We start from the raw sequence: 18,995 nt of genomic DNA on the forward strand, positions 1-18,995 counted from the left end.
ACCGTCACCGGACCGCTCAGACGGAGAGCGTGACGCGCTCGGTCGTCCAGGCGCGCGCCTGCTCGCTGAACGTGAAGCCGAGCCCTGGACGGTCGGGGACGAGCATCCGTCCGTCACGCGTCTCGAGGCGCTCCTCGAAGAGCGGGTCGAGCCAATCGAAGTGCTCGACCCATGGCTCACGCGGGTAGCAGGCAGCGAGGTGCAGGTGGATCTCCATGGCGAAGTGCGGCGCCAGGTCGAGGCCCGCCTCGTCGGCGAGCGTCATGAGCCTCAGGAAGTTCGTGATGCCGCCGATGCGCGGGGCGTCTGGCTGGATGATGTCGCAGGACCTGGCATTGATGAGCTGCCGGTGCTCGGCGACCGAGGCCAGCATCTCGCCCGTGGCGATCGGCGTGTCGAGCGCGCGGGCGAGGTCTGCGTGCCCCTCTGCGTCGTAGGCGTCGAGTGGCTCCTCGATCCACGTGAGGTCGAACTCCTCAAACCGACGCCCCATGCGCAGCGCCGTGGCACGGTCCCACTGTTGGTTCGCATCCACCATGAGCGGCACGCTGTCGCCGATGTGCTCCCGCACGGCACGGACGCGGCGGAGGTCCTCGGCAGTATCCGGCAGCCCGACCTTGATCTTGATACCGCCGATGCCTTCCTCGATCGACTGCGTCGCCCGCTGGCGCACCTCGTCGAGCGAAGCGTTGAGGAAGCCACCGGAGGTGTTGTAGGTCTGCACGGAATCCCGATACGAACCGAGGAGCTTCGAGAGGGGCAGCCCGGCGCGCTTCGCCTTGAGGTCGTAGAGGGCGATGTCCAGCGCCGCGAGCGCCTGCGTGGCGACACCGGAGCGACCAACGGAGGCACCGGCCCAGAGCAGCTTGGAGTAGAGCTTCTGGATGTCGTTCGGGTCTTCGCCGAGCGCGGCTTCTGCGACCTCGCGGGCGTGGGCGTATTGTGCGGGCCCGCCCGCGCGCTTCGAGTAGCTGAAGCCGTGGCCTGAGGAGCCCTGCTCCGTCTGGATCTCGGCGATGAGGAACACCACCTCGGTCATGGGCTTCTGGCGACCGGTGAAGACCTTCGCGTCAGAGATGGGCGTCGCGAGGGGCAGGCGGAGCGTCGAGAGTTCGATCGAGCGGATGGAGTCTGCGGTGTGAGTCATGATCCTTCGTCCTTGAGGGTGACGTTTTCCAGAAAGCTATCAGACAGATTTCTAATCTGTCTAGCCGACTTCGACCTTCAGCCTCTGACTGAGACTTGCGGTTGCCAGTGTCGGTGGTGCGATTTACGCTGGACCTGCATTCGAATACAGATTCGAGTACGTCAGGGGGAACCATGCCAACCGTCGTCGATGACACCATCGAAGTCGCCATCAACGGCGACGGCCAGCCGGTCTCCTTCGTGTGGCAGCGCTTCCTCTACACCGTCATCGGCCAGCCACAGGCGTACTACCGGCGACTCCCCCCGTGGTGGCACGGCGCCTCCTCCCCCGCGCGCATCGACCAGGAACTCTGGCGCGTCACCGCAGTCCGTGACGACGCGCGAAAGAGCCACGATGAGCACCTCTACGACCTGTGCCGCGCCCCAGGTGGCTGGCTCCTCGCCCTGAGCTGGGAGTGAGCAGGCGATGAGCTTCCCGCACTTGCACGTATCTTCGGGCTTCAGCGCCCACTACGCGGTCTCCCCTCCGGAGCTGCTCGCGCAGGCAGCCGCCGAGCGCGGCCTCGATACGATCGCCCTCACCGACCGCGACGGCATCTCCGGGGCGGTCAAGCACCTCCTCGCGTGCCGCAACGCGAACCTCAGGGCCGCGCTCGGCAGCGAGCTCGCCGTGCACGACGAACGAGGCAAGCCCCTCGGCCGGGTCGTCGTGCTCGCGGCAGGCCGCGATTCCGGCTCCGGGTACGCCGCACTCTGCCGAGCGGTGTCAGCGGCGCACGAGACCACCGCGAGCGCCCCGACCGGTATCCATGAGCCCAGCATCCCCCTCGCCAGACTGACCGAGCTCGCCTCGACCGAAGAGGGTGCCACGAGGCTGACCGTGCTGCTCGGCCCAACCAGCGACGTCGGCGCGGCAGCCACAGCCGCGCAGCTCGGCCTGGCTCGAGAGCGCCTCAGGGTGTGGCTGCGCGGCCTCCCCCGCGCCTCGCTGGTTGTAGAGGTCGTCTGCCACCTCGCCGAGCCAGGTAGCCCTGGCTCGGTCACCGCCGCCACTCGCATGCTCGGGCTCGCCACAGAGTCAAAGCTGAGGGCAGTGCTCACGAACGCGGTCCGCTACGCCTCACCGGAGGAAGCGGCAACGGTCGACATCGCCGACGCCGTGCGCGCACGGCGCGCGCTGGACGACATCGAGCTCGCACCGACCGCCCAGGCCTGGCTCAAGCCAGCCAGCCTCATGCGTCAGGTCGCGCGCATGATCGTGGATGCGGGCGGGCACGACGCCTCAGCGGCCGACGACCTGCTCGCCCAGACGAGCGCGCTGGCGGAGACCTGCATCATCGACCCCGAGAAAGACGCGGGCATCGGCACCCCGCGCATGCCGGAGGTCACCCGCTTCGGCGTCCACGGCGACCCCTTCGAAGTGCTCAGCGCGAAGGCTCGAGCCGCGATCCCCGCCCGCTACCCCGGCGCATCCGCCGCGCACGAGCGAGAGCTGAACGACCGTCTCGCCCACGAGCTCAAGACGGTGCGGAAGCTCGGCTTCGCCCCCTACTTCCTCACCGTCTCCCACGTCGTCGAGCTCATCAAGGAGATGGGGGTGAGGGTGCAGGCCAGAGGCTCTGGGGTCGGGTCGCTGCTCAACTACCTCCTGTACACCAGCCACGTCGAGCCAATCTCGCTCGGCCTCATCTGGGAGCGCTTCCTCTCCGACGAACGCCGCACGCTGCCAGACATTGACCTCGACGTGGAGAGCGCCGAACGGCACCGCGTCTACCACCGCATCTTCGACGAGTTCGGCGGCGAGCGGGTCACGCTCATGTCGATGGTCAACACCTACGGATCCCGAGGTGCCGTTCGCGACGCCGGGCTCGCGCTTGGGCTCGCCGACGGCGAGGTCGACCGCATCGCCAAAGAGCTGTGGCGCTTCTCCGCCAAGCGCTTCAGGCAGGCACTCGCCGAGAAACCAGAGCTGCGGGAGTTCGCAGAGGAAGTGCGCCGCTCCCGCCAGCTCGACGTGCTCGTCGAGGCCACCGAACGACTCGATTCCCTGCCGAGACACATCTCGGTGCACCCCTGCGGCGTCATCCTCTCCGACATCTCGCTACTCGACCGCACACCGGTGCAGCTCTCCGGCATCGGCCTCCCCATGAGCCAGTTCGACAAGCACGACATGGACCCGATGGGCCTCATCAAGCTCGACATCCTCGGCGTGCGCATGCAGAGCGCCATGGCCCACGCCGTCAAGGAACTCAAGCGCACCCGCGGCGAAGAACTCGATCTCGACGCACTCCCCCTCGACGACGAAGCGACCTACGAGACCATCCGTTCGACGAAGACGCTCGGCATCTTCCAGGTCGAGAGCCCGGGCCAGATGGAGCTCGTTGGCAAGCTGCAGCCCGAGGTGTTCAACGACCTGGTCATCGACATCTCGCTGTTCCGTCCCGGCCCGATGCAGAACAACATGCCGCTCAACTTCCTCAGGGCCCGCCACGGCGAAGTCATGCCCGACTACATCCACCCCAGGCTGAAGCCGATCCTGCTCGAGACCAAGGGCGTCGTCGTCTTTCACGAGCAGGTCATGCGCATCTTCGACGAGCTGACGGGATGCGGCCTCGAGCTGGCCGACGTGTACCGGAGGTGGCTCGCGAAACCTGACCTCGTGCCGCGCATCGAGAAGCTCGTGCGCGAGAAGGCCGCAGAGCGGGGCTTTCCCCCTGCGACCATCGAGCGAGCCTGGAAGGTGCTCGCCGGCTTCGGCAGCTTCGGCTTCGCGAAGGCGCACGGCGCGGCGTTCGCGCTACCCACCTTCCAGAGCGCCTGGCTCAAGACCCATCGTGCCGCGCACTTCTGGGCGGGCCTGCTCACCCATGACCCCGGCATGTGGGGCAAAGACCTCATCATCGCCGAGGCACGGCACCTCGGCATCCCGCTACTGCCGATCGACGTGCAGCGCTCTGGCCTCGAGTACACGGTCGAGCCGCTCCCCGACGGTCGAGACGGAGTGCGCATGTCGCTCGCGGACGTACGCGGCATGTCAGCCGCCGAACGCGAGCGAGTCGCAGAACACCAGCCCTTCGACTCGCTCGCCGACTTCCGCGCTCGCGTGCGTCCACGGCGCAGCACGCTCGATTCGCTCGCGAGGGTCGGGGCACTCGACGCCTTCATCGACTACGAGGCTCGCAGACGGCACGAGCTGCTCGCGTTCATCCGCTCGCTCACGAGCACCCCGACGCGAGTACCCGAGCACCAGCAGTCGTTCGCGTTCGCGCTTCCGGTGCCGCGACTGCACAGCGTGACGACGCTGGACCTCCACGGCAAGACCCAGACCGACCTGGAGCTCCAGGAGCTGGGGCTCGGGGTCAGCCGCCACCAGATGGAACGCTTCTTCCCGCTCTTCCGCAGGCTCGGCGTGGTCCCCGCCAACACCCTCATCGACCTGCCCGGCGGCACCGAGGTGCTCATCGCCGGCGTCCGCCGCGCCACCAACACCCCGCCGATGCGCGGGGGCCGACGCACCGTGTTCGTCTCCCTCGACGACAGCACCGGCCTCTCGCAGACCGTGTTCTTCCACGACGCGCAGGAACGAGCGGGCAGCCGCGTGTTCCGCACTCACTACATGCTCGTCAAAGGCACGACGCGTCGGTCGGGAGCCAGGGGCATCTCGGTGACCGGCGACATGGCGTGGGACCTGCTGGAAGTCGCACAGCTCATGGCCGCCTCGGACAACGCCGACCAGCAGCGGATGCGAAGTGCCGGGTCAGCTCAGACCAGGTCGAGCGCCGTGGTCCTCGACTCGTCGGACCGCGAGACCTCCGTGAAGCCGAGACGCCTCGCCAGCGCATAAGAGGCCTCGTTCTCGAGATCCATGACCGCAAGCACGCGCTTCACGCCGACGTAATCGCGCAGGTACTCGACCAGCGCATCCGCCGCCTCAGTCGCGAAGCCGTGACCCGAGCATCCCGGGTGCATGATCCAACCGAGTTCCGCCGAGCGGCGATCGGCCTCGACCTCCCGAAGGTGCACGGAGACGTCGCCGATGAGCGCGCCGCGGTGCTCGACAGCGAGCGCCATGAAGTCACCCGACTGCCACAGGCGGGTGTGCGTCGTCCTGCGGCTCAGGTGCTCGGTCGCCTCGACCAGGTCGCGCTGCTTCCAATGCAGGTAGCGGATCACCTCGGGGTCGGAGACGATCTCGTGCCAGGCCTCGGCGTCCCGGATCGTGTGCGGGCGCAACCTCAGACGCTCGGTGAAGAGCTCGGGGGCGTCGAACGCTTGCTCGGTGCGGGGGCCACGCAGGAATCTCGGGCGATGGAAGAGGCCACCCTGCAAGTCCTTCTTGACCCCCGGCGCACGGCCCCCGAGGTCGGGCTGCTGGATTCGCTGGAGTGTCATGCGTCGCAGGTTACGAACACACCCGATGCCCCGCGTAAGAGAAGATTTGAGCTTTCTATGAGGACGAATGCACTCGGCGCCAAGACACGCCGCTCGTGACACGATATCCAGATGCCCGATTCTCCTGCCGCCGACCCGATCATCGAGCCCGGGCGCCGCCGGGCCGTCCTCGCGCAGCTGCCTCGTCTCCACCGCCCGGACGGCACCCCCATCCGCGTTCTGCTTGTTGACGACGAAGAGACCCTCACCAACCTCGTGAGCCTCGCCCTGTCCTACGAGGGCTGGCAGGTTGACGTCGCGAACAACGGGCGCGACGCGCTCGCCAAGTTCACGGCCGCGCGACCAGACGTCGTGGTGCTCGACATCATGCTTCCCGACATCGACGGGCTCAGCATTCTCAGGAACCTCCGAGGTCAGGGACACGCCACACCGGTGCTGTTCCTCACGGCCAAAGACTCGATCGACGACCGCATCATCGGACTCACCGCCGGCGGCGACGACTACATGACAAAGCCGTTCAGCCTCGAGGAGCTCGTCGCAAGGCTCCGCGGGCTCATCCAGCGCGCAGGCGAGGCAGTCGCCGACGATGCCTCCCAGCTGCGGGTCGGCGACCTGTTCCTCGACGAGAGCAGCTACGAGGTCCGCCGCGGCAGCGACCCCATCGCACTCACGACGACCGAGTTCGAGCTCCTGCGCTACTTCATGCGAAACCCCAAGCGCGTGCTGAGCCGGGCTCAAATCCTCGACCGAGTCTGGAACTACGACTTCGCGGGCAAGGCCAGCATCGTCGACCTCTACGTGTCGTACCTCCGCAAGAAGATCGACGCAGGCCGCACCCCGATGATCCACACCGTGCGCGGGGTGGGCTACGTGATCAGGCCAGCAGAATGAGACCGTGGACGCTCCGCGGACGCATCATCGTCGGCGTCACCCTCGTCGTCGCGTTCGTCATGAGCGCCATCGGCATCATGAACGTGGTCACCCTCAACTCCGCGATCACGAGTGTCGTGAACACGCAGCTCGCCGCATCCATGTCGGTCCTTGAGAATTCCGTCGACAAGTACCGTGCAGACATCCCAGGCACCCACCCGCATCCGCCAAAGACCGGTGACGCGACGACCCCGAAGATCAAACCCCTCGTCAACTTCGTCGGGCACGCACCGGGCACTATCATCGCGCTCGCCCACAACGGCGAGATCGTCGACTCCGCGTCGTTCAGCGAGACCTCGGCCGTCGAGTGTGACCAGGCGATCAAGAACGAACTCACCGCCCTCGTGCAGTCCCCCGGCTTCGAAGCACAGCACTCCCTGCTCGAGACGATCAAGCTCGACGACTTCGCCGGCGACTTCCGCGTGATGATCCACGAATGGGACGGCGATCCCAGCTACGCGCTCATCTCGGCCGTGTCGCTCGACACTGCTCGCGACGCGACCTTCACCCAGACCGTGCTGACCCTGGTGCTGTCGTCACTCGGCATCGGCCTCATCGTGCTCCTCGTCGCACTGGTCATGCGCGTCGCGCTGCGCCCGCTCTCCCGTGTCGTGACCGCAGCTGAGAACGTCGCGCAGATGCCGCTCGCCTCCGGCGAGGTCGGCCTCCGCAAGGCCGTGAAGCTGGATGACATCGACCCGCGGACCGAGGTCGGCAAGGTCAGCGAAGCGCTCGACAAGCTGCTCGCGCACGTCGACGAGGCGTTCGCCGTGCGTACTGCCGCAGACCAACGGATGCGCCGCTTCGTCACCGACGCCAGTCACGAACTGCGCACCCCCCTCGCGGCGATCCAGGGGTACGCCGAGCTCACCCGTCAGGACTCCGCGTCGCTGCCCGACACCACGGAGCGTTCGCTCGCGCGCATCGAGTCGGAAGCGACCCGCATGAGCTCACTCGTCAACGACCTTCTGCTGTTGGCGCGCCTCGACGAAGGCCAGGACCTGCAGCTCGACAGCGTGGATCTCTCCGAGCTCGTCATCAACGCGGTCAGCGACGCGCAGGCGAGCGACGCAGACCGACACTGGAGCGCCACGGTGCCCCCCAGCGAGGTCACCGTGCTCGGCGACTGGGAGCGCCTGCACCAGATCGTCGTCAACCTGCTTTCGAACGCCAGCCTGCACACACCGCAGGGCACTCACGTCAACGTATCCGTGCGCTACGAGCTCGCGGCTGCATCACCCACGGGACGCGAGGCCGTGCTCGTCGTCCAGGACGACGGACCCGGCATTCCGGACGGGCTGCGACAGGATCTCTTCTCCAGGTTCGCCCGCGGCGACTCAGCGAGGACCCGCGCATCCGGCAGCACCGGCCTCGGCCTCGCCATTGTGAAGTCCATCGTGGAGGCACACGGCGGTCAGATCGCCGTCGAGTCGGAGGATGGCGCCGCCTTCATCGTGCGCATCCCTGCGGCTAAAGCCTGGGACTAGCTGCCGCTGACACCCTCTCCGACGCACCCCGACCCGCGACGGGCGGCACCTTCGGCGGGTAGGCGAGGGTGACCATCACCACCGAGATGATCATGAGCAGGAACCAGGAAAGCAGCTTCGTGATCGACACGAGTTCCCAGCCGTCTTCCTGGTTCGGGTAGGCCCACGCTCCAGCGAACGTGCCGATGTTCTCCGCGAACCAGATGAAGAGCGCCACAAGCAGGAACGCGAGAAGGAGCGGCATCCTGAGCGTCCTGCGGAAGACGCGGAAGTGCATCCAGGTGCGCCCCCACAAGGCAGCCACGAGCAGCAGGAGCACGTACCTGAAGTCGTACAGGAAGTGGTGCGTGAAGAAGTTCACGTAGATCGCCGCCGCGACGAGCACTGTCACCCAGATGCGCGGATATCTGGAGAAGCGCAGGTCGAAGAGCCGATAGACGCGGCACATGTAGGAGCCGACGGCGGCGTACATAAACCCCGTGTAGAGCGGGACCGGGCCGATGTGCAGGACGCCGCCGGACGCGTAACTCCAAGAGCCCACGCTCGTCTTGAACAGCTCCATGCCGGTGCCGACGACGTGGAAGGCGAGGATCACGAGCAGCTCGCGGCCGGTCTCGAGGCGCGCGACGATCATGAAGACCTGGATGAGGACGGCCGCGATGACCAGAGCGTCGTTGCGTGCGAGCACGGCATCGTCTGGGTACCAGAGGCGCGCCGCGAGAATCACGGCGAGCATGAGCGCGCCGAAGATGCAGGCCCACGCCTGCTTGAGCCCGAAGACCAGGAACTCGACGAGGCCGGCCTTGAAGCCGCGCTCTGGGGCCCGCTCGAGAAGACGCCCCGCGATGGCGTCGAGACGCCGCTCGAGGCTCGTGAATCCGGTCACGGGGCACCGCCGATCCCATTCCATCGAATGGCAGAGTCTGTCGAGTTGACGACACTAGCGGCTCGACGAACCGAGGACACGTAAGGCACGCGCTGCTGCGAAACTACGAAGGGCCCGTTTCCTCGAGAGGAAACGGGCCCTGTGCCGCAGTTCGTATTTGCTCTTGCGAGCATCCCAACATGTGCGGATTTGGTTGCGGGGGCAGGATTTGAACCTACGACCTCCGGGTTATGAGCCCGGCGAGCTACCGAACTGCTCCACCCCGCGGCACAAGAGAAAACATTACCAGCACCCCCGGCGTCGTGCAAGCCAGGCGCCCCCTTCCCCGGAAAACCCGGCGTGTCGGGCCATCCTCGACCCTCCGTCTCACGTTCGAGCGGCCCGTTCCAGGGGCAACATTCGCCGAAAAAGTCGCAGTTTCCGTGGCTCACTGCCCCGACGCCCGCATCCCGGGCGCGTCGCCCACCGCGGCACCACATCCACTGCGGTCGCCCCCTCACCCCTGCCCCGACCTCGAGGTCAAGCGCACAGCGTTGTGGCGAAGTGCCGTCGGTGCGGGGCGGAGCAGCATGTTCCCACAACTCCTGAGGCGATGCGGGCAGACCAGGACAACCGCACACGACAACGCCGACGGGCGCCGCCCTTTGCGAGGACGACGCCCGTCGGCGTGTGAAGGTCGAGGCCTACGTGGTCGGCGTCGGCTCCGGGGAGTCGCTCGGCGCGCTCGACGTGCCGGAGATCTGACCGTCAGCCTCGCGGGCACGGTTCAGCGCATCCGTCAGCCGCTTGTCGGCTTCTGCCGCCGCGACCAGGTCGTTGCTCGCGTACGCCGCCGTGCGGTCCTCGAGTGCCTTCTGCGCATCAGCGAGCGCCGTCGAGAGCTGCTCCTGAGGTGTGCCCGTTCCGCCACCGGCTGGCGGAGCGGTCGTCGCCTCCGGAGCCGGCGTGCTCGTCGTGTCGTCCGGGACCTCGTCGACGGGGATGTCGTCGTCGGAGACCTCGACGCCACCATCGCCGGCGTCAGCACCGGCGTCGCCGCCGAACAGCTCGTCGAGCGCCTCGTCGAGCGTCGGCTGGAAGGCGATCTTGTCGCCGAAGGCCACGAGCACTCGCCTGAGCAGAGGGTAGCTGGTCTCACCCGTCGACTCGACGTACACCGGCTGCACGTACAGGAACCCTTCACCAACCGGCACCGTGAGGAGGTTTCCTCGGAGCACCGCGGTCTGGCCGCCTCGCTCGAGCAGGTTCAGCTGGTTGGCGACCGTCTCGTTCGAGTTGAAGATGTTCTGCACCTGGCCGGGTCCGTTGACGTTATCGTTCTCGACCCGAAGCAGGGTGATCCTGCCGTAGGTGTCGGCAACCGTGCCGTCGGTCGACCCGGCATTCGAGTTCGCGGCCAGGTATCCCCTGAGCACGTTCCTCGACTGCGCGTTCGCGTTGGTCAGCGGGATGTAGGTGGAGTAGATCGAGAAGGCCGACTCCTGGCCGGGCATCTGCATGGTCAGGTAGTACGGCGGCTGCGAGGCCTCTCCCCCGGTCGGGTTCTGCGGCAGCTGCCACGCGTTCGTCTGGTTGTAGAAGGTGCTCGCGTCGGTCACGTGGTAGCGCGCGAACATCTCACGCTGCACCTTGAACAGGTCCGTGGGGTAGCGGATGTGGCTCAGCAGCTCGCCGGACATCTCCGACACGTTCTTGAGCGTCGACGGGAAGACCTTCTGCCAGGTCTGGAGAATCGGGTCGGTCTCGTCGAACGCGTAGAGCGTGACGGTGCCGTCATACGCGTCGACGGTGGCCTTCACCGAGTTGCGCATGTAGTTGATGACCTCTGGCGGCAGCGAGGAGGCCGGCGTGTCGGCATCCTCGAGCAGGTTCTGGAGGCCGGCGAGCTCCGAGTACGGGTACTTGTTGCTCGTCGTGTACGCGTCCACGATCCACGTGAGGCGACCATCGACGACTGACGGGTACGGGTCGGAGTCGATCGTCAGGTACGGGGCCGCGGCCTGCACGCGCTGTGCGGGGTCGCGGTCGTAGAGGATCTGTGACTCGCTGTTGACGTACTCGGAGAGCAGGATCTGCTCCGACTGGAACTTGATCGCGTAGACGAGTCGGTTGAAGAAGTTGCCAAGGTCAGGTCCGCCCTCACCGGAGAAGGTGTTGTACGTCTGCGTTGCGCCGTCAGCACCCGAGACGTGGTCGAACTCCGCCGGGGTCGAACCTTCTGGCGCACCGACGATGGAATACTCGGGCGACGACTGGCCGAAGTAGACGCGCGGCTCGAACTCGCCGAGGGCGCCCTCGCTGGGCATTCCGCCCTCGATGAAGAGCGGCTGACCGTCGGGGCCACGCTGGTTGCCGTAGGCCGTCACGAGGCCGTAGCCGTGGGTGTAGACGATCGTGTTGTTGACCCAGGACTGCGCGTCGGCGCCGAGGCCGGCGATGTTGATGTCGCGGACGGAGCCCACGGCATCCTGCACCTGTCCGTCAATCTCGTAGCGGTCGACGTGGAGGCGCTCGGGGAACTGGTAGTAGGCGCGTTCCTGCTCGAACTGGGCGAACGTCGGCGACACAAGAGATGGGTCGAGGATGCGGATGTTCGCCGTCGTGTCGGCGTCGTTGCGCAGCTGTCCCTGGCTGACCGTGGTCTCCGCGGCGTAGTTGACCTCTTCGATCTGGTCGAGCCCGTAGGCCGCTCGGGTCGCGTCGATGTTGTTCTGGATGTACGGGGTCTCGAGCGCCTGCTCGCTTGGCCCGACCTGGAACTGCTGCACGATCCACGGGTAGACCATGCCGACGACGAGGCCGACGACGACGAGCAGCGCGGTGCCGACGAGCGGGAGGCGCCAGCGGCCGATGGCGGCTGCAATGAAGAACAACACGGCGACGACGATCGCGGCGCCCGCCAGGATGCCCTGGCCGGGGATCGTGGCGTTCGCCTCGGTGTACAGCACACCCGTCCAGCGTCCGGAGAGGGTGTTGAGCGTGGCGTAACGGTCAAGCCAGAAGCTGAACGCCTGCACGAGCATGTAGAGGCCCGCGAGGATGGCGATGTGCGTGCGGGCGCTCTTCGAGATGACGACCTCGCGACCCGTCACGCGGATGCCACCGTAGAGGTAGAGGGTCGCGGCGGTGAGGATGAGCGACAGCAGCACGACCGCGCTGATGAAGGCGACGACGCCGCGGTAGAAGGGCAACTCGAAGACGTAGAAGGCGACGTCGAGGTTGAAGACTGGGTCGGTCTCGCCGAAGGGCGTCGAGTTCATCCACATCAGCACCGTCTGCCACGACGTGATGAGCGCGACGCCGGCAAAGAGTCCGAAGATGGCGGGAACGAAGATCATCGCACCACGTCGGATGGGTTCGATGACCTGCTGGTAGCGGTCGAGCTGCTCGTTGAGCTTCGCGTAGACGGGGCGTGCGCGGTAGGCGATCTGCAGGTTCACGAACAGCGGGACCGCCATCGCGACGAGGCCGATCGCGAACATGATGGCGCCGGCACCCCACTCCGTGAGCAGGACCTCGAGGTAGCCGAGCTGGTCGTACCAGAGCACGTCCGCGTATCGGCCGGCGAACCAGAAGAAGACGACGAGAAGCGCCACGACGATCAGCAAGGTGATCGTGAGCGGTCCCATCCGACGTCGGCTGGCGGGTTTCGGACTCTGGGGCTGTTGAGCTGCAGTGCTTGTCACGTCGTACCTGTCATTGCCTGGAAGGGCCGTTTGTTTTCCGAGAAAGGGGAACTAGAGCAGTTTATCTGGCAAGTGCCTGGCAAATCTGAGACTGCCTCGTCTCAGCTGCCGAGGACGGATTCGCAGGTCCTGAGGGCGCTGGTGTCCGCGCCCTCACCCACCGTGCTGATGACCTGTTCGGCCTCGGTGAGGCTGGACACCGCGTAGACGGGAATGTCGCCCGGGATGCCACCGTCGATGACGTCCTGGCAGTTGTCAGCCGGAGCGAGGAAGAGATCAGCCCCGACCTCGACGGCCGCGTAGAGCTTCTGCGTGATACCACCGATACTTCCGACGGTGCCGTCCGGAGACATCGTGCCGGTGCCGGCTACGTGCAGGCCCTGCGTGAGGTCGCCCTCGGTGAGCTTGTCAGAGACGGCCAGCGCGAAGATGAGCCCAGCGCTCGGACCTCCGACGTTGCCGAGCTCGATGCTCACGTCGATCGGGAAGTCGTGCTGGGTCGAGACGGTCACGCCGAGGAGCGCGCGCCCCTCCCCCTCGACGACACCCGCACGCGGCGTGATCGTGAAGCTCTTGGATTCACCGGAGCGATCGACGACGACGTCGACGGGTTGCAGGCGCTCGAGGTCACCGCCCGAGGCCTCCAGCACAGCTGCCGGAAGTCCGTCGGTCGATTCGACGGGGATCCCGCTCACGGAAGTGACGATGTCACCGGGCTCCAGCATCCCAGCTGCCGCGCCGTCGTCGCCGACCGAGACGATTGCGAGCGCAGTACCGACGTCGTAGCCCTCGTTCAACAGGGCAGCAGCGATGGCGTCGGCCTCCGATCCCTGCATGAGCGCCGCGTTCTGCGCATCCCGCTGCTCGCCCGTCTCCGCATCGGCGTAATAGGCCTCGACGGGGAGCACGTCGTTTGACGGAGTAATAAGCGCGAGGAAGACTTCGAACCAGTTGGGCAGGTTCTCCGGCCTGCCCCCGACGTTGACGGTCATGACGTCGAGCTGCCCCTCAGAGGGCTCGTACGTGTCGGCACCGCCGATCGTAATGACCTCGACCTGCGTCGGGTCGTCCTGCGATGCCTGCACGGTGCCCAACGCGTCGAAGACTGGTCCCGGGGATCGGACCACATAGGGCGACGGACTGAACCCCAGGGCGACGAGGAGCAGCATGCCGATGGACAGGAAGACGAGGCCGACTCTCGCGCGGCGAGACCCCTCCTCGCTGCGACGGCGGTTCGCTTCGTGCGCTCGCGCGAACGCCTCTGACTGCTCGCGAACACGGGCATCGCCCTCCGCTGAAGGCTCTGAGAAGAAGGTCACTGCGCTCGTTTCGATGTCCTGCGGCCAATTGTTCGCCCGTGGCGCAAGGCACTCGGCGCATACGCAGTCACGGTGGCCCTTCCTCCGAGGGGCCACGAGCTAGCGTAGATCTAAGCGCTGGGAGGTGCGGAATGAGTGATGCACAGGGACCGATTCCCGACGACGGATCAGAGGACGAGCTGCGCAAGTTGCTCCGAGAGCTACTGAGCGGGCAGGGAGGCTTCGACCCCGCCAAGCTCGCGGGAGTCGCGGGCCTGCCGAACGACCCGGCTGCGGTCCAGGCGCTCCTGGCGCAACTCCAGGCGGCCGTCGCAAACCCGGGCAACGGGCTCGACTGGCAGGTCGCCAGGGACCAGGCTCGCCGCGTCGCGCTGCCCGGCAACCGCGAGATCGCCGCAGATGAGGCGGCTCGATTCGACCAGGCCTTCCGTGTGGCGCAGCTCTGGCTCAGCGAGGCCACAGACCTCGGCGAGCCCAGCGAATCGCCGGCCACGCTCACCCGTCTCGAATGGATCACCGGCTCGATCCAGTTCTGGACCTCGCTCTCGGAGCCCGTCGCGACGAGCATCGCAGACGCGCTGATGAACGTGCTTGCCGAGCAGACCCCGCCGGAGATGGCGCAACTGCTCGGCCAGTCGTCCTCAATGATGCGCGGCATCGGCGGAGCCATGTTCGCCGTGCAGCTCGGGCAGGTCGTGGGAAACCTCGCGGAGGAGGTCGTCGCCGGAGGCGATATTGGAGTCCCCGTGCTCGACCACAGCCGCCCCTCGCTGCTTCCGCAGAACATCGACAACTTCGCGGAGGGGCTCGACGTCGACCGCGAGCAGATCGAGCTCTACCTGGCGGTGCGCGAGACCGCGCATGCGCGCCTCTTCCAGCACGCCAAGTGGCTCCGCCTCCACTTGATCTCGTCGATCACGGAGTTCGCCCGCGGTGTGACCATCGACGTCTCGCGCATGGAGGAGCTCGCCCAATCGCTCGACCCCAGCGACCCAGAGGGCATCAGAGCGGCCCTGTCAGAAGGTGCCTTCATCCCGCCGCGCACCGAGCAGCAGGAGGCGGCCCTCGCGCGACTCGAGACGATGCTCGCCCTCATCGAGGGCTGGGTCGACGTCGTGACGGAGGACGCAACGGCGAGGCTTCCGAAATCCGCGGCCCTGGCAGAGACCGTGCGCCGACGCCGTGCCGTCGGCGGGCCGGCCGAGCGTGCCTTCGCTTCGCTGGTCGGGCTGGAGCTCCGCCCCAGGCGGCTTCGCGAGGCTGCGGCGATGTGGCGCGCGGTCTCCGAGGCGCACGGTGCGCAGGCCCGAGACGACCTGTGGGCGCACTTCGACGCCCTGCCGACGAGCGAGGACATCGACCAGCCGGAGGCGCTCGTCACCAGACTCGGCTTCGGCGAGCTCCCCGCCGACGAGTACGACGAGGCACTCGCGAAGTTCCTGGACGACCCCTCGGCGTTCGGAGACGCCCCCGAAGGCGGCGACAAACCCGCCAGTTGATCGGTTCGCGGTCAGCGGTGACCCACCACCGCTGACCGCACATCCGAGGCCTGTGGAGAACTCCTGCGCCGCTGCGCTGCTTCCAGCATGATCTCCGCATGGAACTGCGACTGCCTCCTGGCATGCCGATCGTCTGGCGCTCGCCCACCGAGCTCCAGCTCGGCGGGGTAACGACCCGTGCCCTCGTCGAGGCGCCCAGCATCAGCGCAGAGCGGTTCCTCGAGTCGCTGCGCCGTGCGGGCACGCACGAGGAATTCCAGGAGCGCGGCGCCCGCCTCGGGCTCGCCGATTCCGAAGTGGAGGCGCTGCTCGACCTCGTCGGTGGGCTGCTCGAACCCGCGCCGGTCTCGCCTCGCCGACGGTCGCCGAAACCGACACGGAGCGCCGTGTCCAAGACGCCCGTGGTGCTCGTTCGAGGCACCGTCGCCGGCGACGACCTCGCAGAGCACATCGCAGCCCTCGCATGCGTCGTGCGGCGAGCTCGCGCGGATTACCTCCCGCAGCGCACGGCCGAGATCGGCCTGGTCGTCGACTGCGCCGACTACGTCCTGACCCCGCGACGATACTCACCGCTCATGGCGGAGGACATCCCGCACCTCGCGGTCATCGCGGAGGACCAGGGAGCGACCGTCGGGCCGCTCGTGCAGCCCGGACGAACGCCCTGCATCCGCTGCGACGACCTCAACCGCCTCGATGCCGACCGTTCGTGGCCCGCCATCGCCACGCAGCTGGCCGTCACGAGCCGCGTCCCGCTGCCCCGCCTCACCCGAGAGATCGTGCGCAGCCTGGTCGTCGACGCCGTGTCAGCGTGGCTCACCGACGGCCCGCGCTTGGACTGCCCGCCCTCTGAGGTCCGGACCATCGATGCCGTCAGCGGCGAGGTCCGCCGAACGCGCCGTTCGTTCCACGACGAATGCGGGTGCCGAGTTCCGCCAGGAAGCGGGACGCAGGACGCTCCGCGTCACGTCGCCCCCCGTACTGCGCGTGCGTCAGACGCAGACGCTTCCGCGCTCGGGTGACCGCGACGTAGAGGAGGTGTCGCTCCTCGTCGAGTTCGGCCTGCGCGCTGGCGTACCAGATCGGCAGCAGCCCTTCACTCACCCCGATGATGGTCACGCTGTCCCATTCGAGGCCCTTCGCGGCGTGGATGCTCGAGAGCGTGACGGCCCGCAACTCCGGCTCGTACTGCATCTTGGCGCGCTGCTGGAGCTCGGCGGAGAATTCCGCCAGCTTGGTGCCGTGCGGCTGCGCGTCAGCGAGCCGGAGCAGGGCATCCCACGAGTTCCAACGGTCGCGGAGCGCCCCGGAGTCGGCGGGCGGCTCGTGCGTCCACCCGAGATCGCGAAGGACGTCGCTGACCACTTGGAAGAGCGGACCCTCGGTCTCCTGCATCACCGCTGCCCGCAACGCGCTGAGCGCCTGACGCACCTCAGGCTGCTCGAAGAAGCGTCGCTGGCCGATGGCGGAGTAGGCGATGCCCGCATCCTGCAGCGCCCGTTCGACGGCGGCGGCCTGCACGTTCGTGCGGTAGAGCACCGCGATGCTTTCAATCGGAATGCCGCTGCGAAGGTCCTCACCGATCTTGTGCACGACTCCGCGTGCCTCGTCGTCGTCGTCGTGGAACTGCAGCACTTCGGGCAGGGGCTCCCGGCGCGGCGTCTCCGCGGCCGGCTCGAGCGTCAGGGCGTAGGGCACGTGGCGCGCAACCTCGTTCGCGACCCCGATGATGGCGGACGACGAACGGTAGTTGTCCTCCAGTCGCACGACGCGGGCGTCCGGGTACCGCTCGGGGAATCCGGTCAGGAACGTGCTGGAGGCACCCGCGAACGAGTAGATCGTCTGGGCCGCGTCGCCGACGACGCACAGTTCGCGACGCTCGCCAAGCCACAGCTGCAGGAGCCGCTGCTGGAGCGGCGACACGTCCTGGTACTCGTCGACGACGAAGAATCGATACTGCTCGCGGACACGCTGCGTGACCCATGGCTCCAGCTCAAGCATGCCGACCGTCGCGAGCAGGACATCCTCGAAGTCCATCTGTCGGCGCTCGTCTTTAATATCCTCGTACGCCTGCAGCAGGGCGAGCGCTGCGTCGTCGCTGACACCGTTCGGCAGAGACCTCGTGGTCTGGAGCTGGATGGCGTAGTCCTCGAGGGAGAGCTCGCGGACCTTGCGCCACTCGATCTCGGTCGCGAGGTCGCGGACTCCGGCGGGGTCCAAGCGGAGCCCGATGCGCTCGGAGGCCTCTGCGATGAGCCGCCCCTTGCCCTTCACGATCGCGGGAGCGGGACCACCGACGGTGTGCGGCCAGAAGAAGCCGAGTTGGCTGAGGGCGGCAGCGTGGAAGGTGCGGGCAGCCACACCGGAGGCGCCGAGGTCTCGAAGGCGCCCCCGCAGCTCACCGGCGGCCTTCGCCGTAAAGGTCAGCGCCAGAACTCGCGACGGGTCGTACACGCCGGCTCGGATGCCGTAGGCGATGCGGTGCGTGATCGTCCGTGTCTTCCCCGTTCCGGCTCCGGCCAGGATGCAGACGGGACCGACGAGTGCGAGCGCCGCCTCCCGCTGGGCGTCGTTGAGCGAGGCGAGCAGGCTCACGTCGGCGGTCGAGGCCTGCGCGGAGCTCTCCGGCTCAGTCGAGCTGACCACTGAGCCAGGCATCGATGATCGCTCGGGCGATGGAGGTCGGCCCAGGAAGGCGGTCCTCGATGGCCCGAACTTCATCGCGGGTGAACCAGCCAAGCTCCACGATCTCGTCGTTGTCGGGCTCGACGGATGCGGGGTCCTGGTCTGGGTGGAGCTTTGCGGTGAAGCCCACCATGATGCTCGCGGGGAAGGGCCACGGCTGCGAGCCGAGGTACTTCGGCTCGACGATCCGCGCCCTTGCCTCCTCGTAGATCTCTCGTTCGACCGCCGCCTCAAACGACTCACCCGGTTCGACGAAGCCTGCGAGCAGGGAGAAGCGACGGGGGTTCCAGCGCACGTTGGCGCCCAGGAGGATGCGATCATCGCGGTCGAGCACCGCGGCGATGATGGCGGCGTCGGTACGCGGGAAGCTGACATGTGTCTCCCCCTCCGCTTGACGCACCCATCCCGCGAGCCCTGGGCTGGTCGCTGATCCCGTCCGCGGCGAGAACCCATGCGTGTCGTGCCAGTTGGTGATGGCGAGAGCCTCGGTGAAGAGACCACAGTGCAGGGCACCGAGGTGCGCGGCCGTCTCCATGAGGCCGGCCCACAGCCGCGCGTCGGGCTCGAGCGAGGCCGCGAGCTCCGCATCGATGCTCACGGACAGGACGGAGCTGCCGCTCGGCAGGTCCGCGTCGCCGCTGAGCGTGCGACCGAGGTACACGGCGTCTCCGATCGCCGGCGCGAGGATGGCGGCGCGCGCGCTCGTCGCGACGAGCAGCTCGAGCTTCGGACCGTCGCCCTCGCGGCGCATGAGCGCCTTGCCGCCGCTCAGGACGAGCACCCGGGTGGCGTCGTCGCCAAAGAGCGCGTGCACAAGACCGGGTTCGCTGCGACGCTCGTGGTCGCGGTCGGTCTGCTGTTGGGCAAGTGGGAGACGTGACATGAAGTGATTCATAGGCGGACTCATCCTAGGTCGCCTCGCGACCCTGCGGGCGTGGCACGCACCCACCCCCGGCCGCGCCTCCTAC

General features: G+C 67.4%; 12 protein-coding genes and 1 tRNA gene. 5 read left to right on the plus strand and 8 right to left on the minus strand.

From position 1 onward, the window contains the following. Positions 1–16: 16 nt before the first annotated feature. Positions 17–1,147, minus strand: a complete 1,131-nt coding sequence (locus ACPYN9_RS06395) for an L-talarate/galactarate dehydratase (RefSeq protein WP_424464947.1) — start codon at positions 1,145–1,147, stop codon at positions 17–19. 173 nt (positions 1,148–1,320) lie between these two features. Between ACPYN9_RS06395 and ACPYN9_RS06400 the strand changes: the two genes are divergently transcribed. Further along, positions 1,321–1,605 carry a hypothetical protein gene (locus ACPYN9_RS06400; RefSeq protein ID WP_424464949.1) on the plus strand — a complete coding sequence of 95 codons (285 nt, stop codon included), beginning with the start codon at positions 1,321–1,323 and terminating at the stop codon, positions 1,603–1,605. Between the two features lie 7 nt (positions 1,606–1,612). After that, positions 1,613–4,990, plus strand: a complete 3,378-nt coding sequence (gene dnaE, locus ACPYN9_RS06405; RefSeq protein ID WP_424464951.1) for a DNA polymerase III subunit alpha — start codon at positions 1,613–1,615, stop codon at positions 4,988–4,990. On the opposite strand, the gene ACPYN9_RS06410 is transcribed toward dnaE, so the two are convergent. Continuing rightward, on the minus strand, positions 4,909–5,538 hold the full coding sequence (locus ACPYN9_RS06410; RefSeq protein ID WP_424464953.1) for a GNAT family N-acetyltransferase: 630 nt from the start codon (positions 5,536–5,538) through the stop codon (positions 4,909–4,911). The two genes, dnaE and ACPYN9_RS06410, sit on opposite strands and share 82 nt — an antisense overlap. A gap of 111 nt (positions 5,539–5,649) precedes the next feature. Between ACPYN9_RS06410 and ACPYN9_RS06415 the strand changes: the two genes are divergently transcribed. Together ACPYN9_RS06415 and ACPYN9_RS06420 are read left to right on the plus strand one after the other, a co-directional pair. Next, positions 5,650–6,429: a response regulator transcription factor gene (locus tag ACPYN9_RS06415; RefSeq protein ID WP_424464955.1), complete on the plus strand. Its 780-nt coding sequence runs from the start codon at positions 5,650–5,652 to the stop codon at positions 6,427–6,429. Then, the gene (locus ACPYN9_RS06420; RefSeq protein ID WP_424464957.1) at positions 6,426–7,955 is read left to right on the plus strand and encodes a sensor histidine kinase; all 1,530 of its coding nucleotides are present in this window, start codon (positions 6,426–6,428) and stop codon (positions 7,953–7,955) included. Before ACPYN9_RS06415 ends, ACPYN9_RS06420 begins: the two co-directional genes overlap by 4 nt. On the opposite strand, the gene ACPYN9_RS06425 is transcribed toward ACPYN9_RS06420, so the two are convergent. From ACPYN9_RS06425 to ACPYN9_RS06440, 4 genes are all read right to left on the minus strand, one after another. Next, a complete protein-coding gene (locus tag ACPYN9_RS06425) occupies positions 7,939–8,841 on the minus strand; it encodes a DUF817 domain-containing protein (RefSeq protein WP_424464959.1) in 903 nt (300 codons plus the stop codon). The two genes, ACPYN9_RS06420 and ACPYN9_RS06425, sit on opposite strands and share 17 nt — an antisense overlap. 190 nt (positions 8,842–9,031) lie before the next feature. Continuing rightward, positions 9,032–9,108, minus strand: a tRNA-Met gene (locus ACPYN9_RS06430). Between the two features lie 416 nt (positions 9,109–9,524). Beyond that, complete coding sequence (locus ACPYN9_RS06435; protein ID WP_424464961.1) at positions 9,525–12,470, minus strand: UPF0182 family protein; 2,946 nt, start codon at positions 12,468–12,470, stop codon at positions 9,525–9,527. Positions 12,471–12,628: 158 nt separating this feature from the next. Next, a complete protein-coding gene (locus ACPYN9_RS06440; RefSeq protein WP_424464963.1) occupies positions 12,629–13,846 on the minus strand; it encodes a YlbL family protein in 1,218 nt (405 codons plus the stop codon). Positions 13,847–13,977: 131 nt separating this feature from the next. Here ACPYN9_RS06440 and ACPYN9_RS06445 point away from each other — a divergent pair, with 131 nt between their 5' ends. Continuing rightward, positions 13,978–15,345, plus strand: a complete 1,368-nt coding sequence (locus ACPYN9_RS06445; RefSeq protein ID WP_424464964.1) for a zinc-dependent metalloprotease — start codon at positions 13,978–13,980, stop codon at positions 15,343–15,345. An 870-nt stretch (positions 15,346–16,215) separates the two neighbouring features. On the opposite strand, the gene ACPYN9_RS06450 is transcribed toward ACPYN9_RS06445, so the two are convergent. Continuing rightward, positions 16,216–18,000: an ATP-dependent helicase gene (locus tag ACPYN9_RS06450; protein WP_424464966.1), complete on the minus strand. Its 1,785-nt coding sequence runs from the start codon at positions 17,998–18,000 to the stop codon at positions 16,216–16,218. After that, a complete protein-coding gene (gene nudC, locus ACPYN9_RS06455) occupies positions 17,972–18,910 on the minus strand; it encodes an NAD(+) diphosphatase (protein WP_424464968.1) in 939 nt (312 codons plus the stop codon). Before nudC ends, ACPYN9_RS06450 begins: the two co-directional genes overlap by 29 nt. Between the last annotated feature and the right edge of the window lie 85 nt (positions 18,911–18,995).

Origin of the sequence: Pseudoclavibacter helvolus, assembly GCF_049707175.1 — a bacterium.
GTDB lineage: Bacteria > Actinomycetota > Actinomycetes > Actinomycetales > Microbacteriaceae > Pseudoclavibacter > Pseudoclavibacter helvolus_A.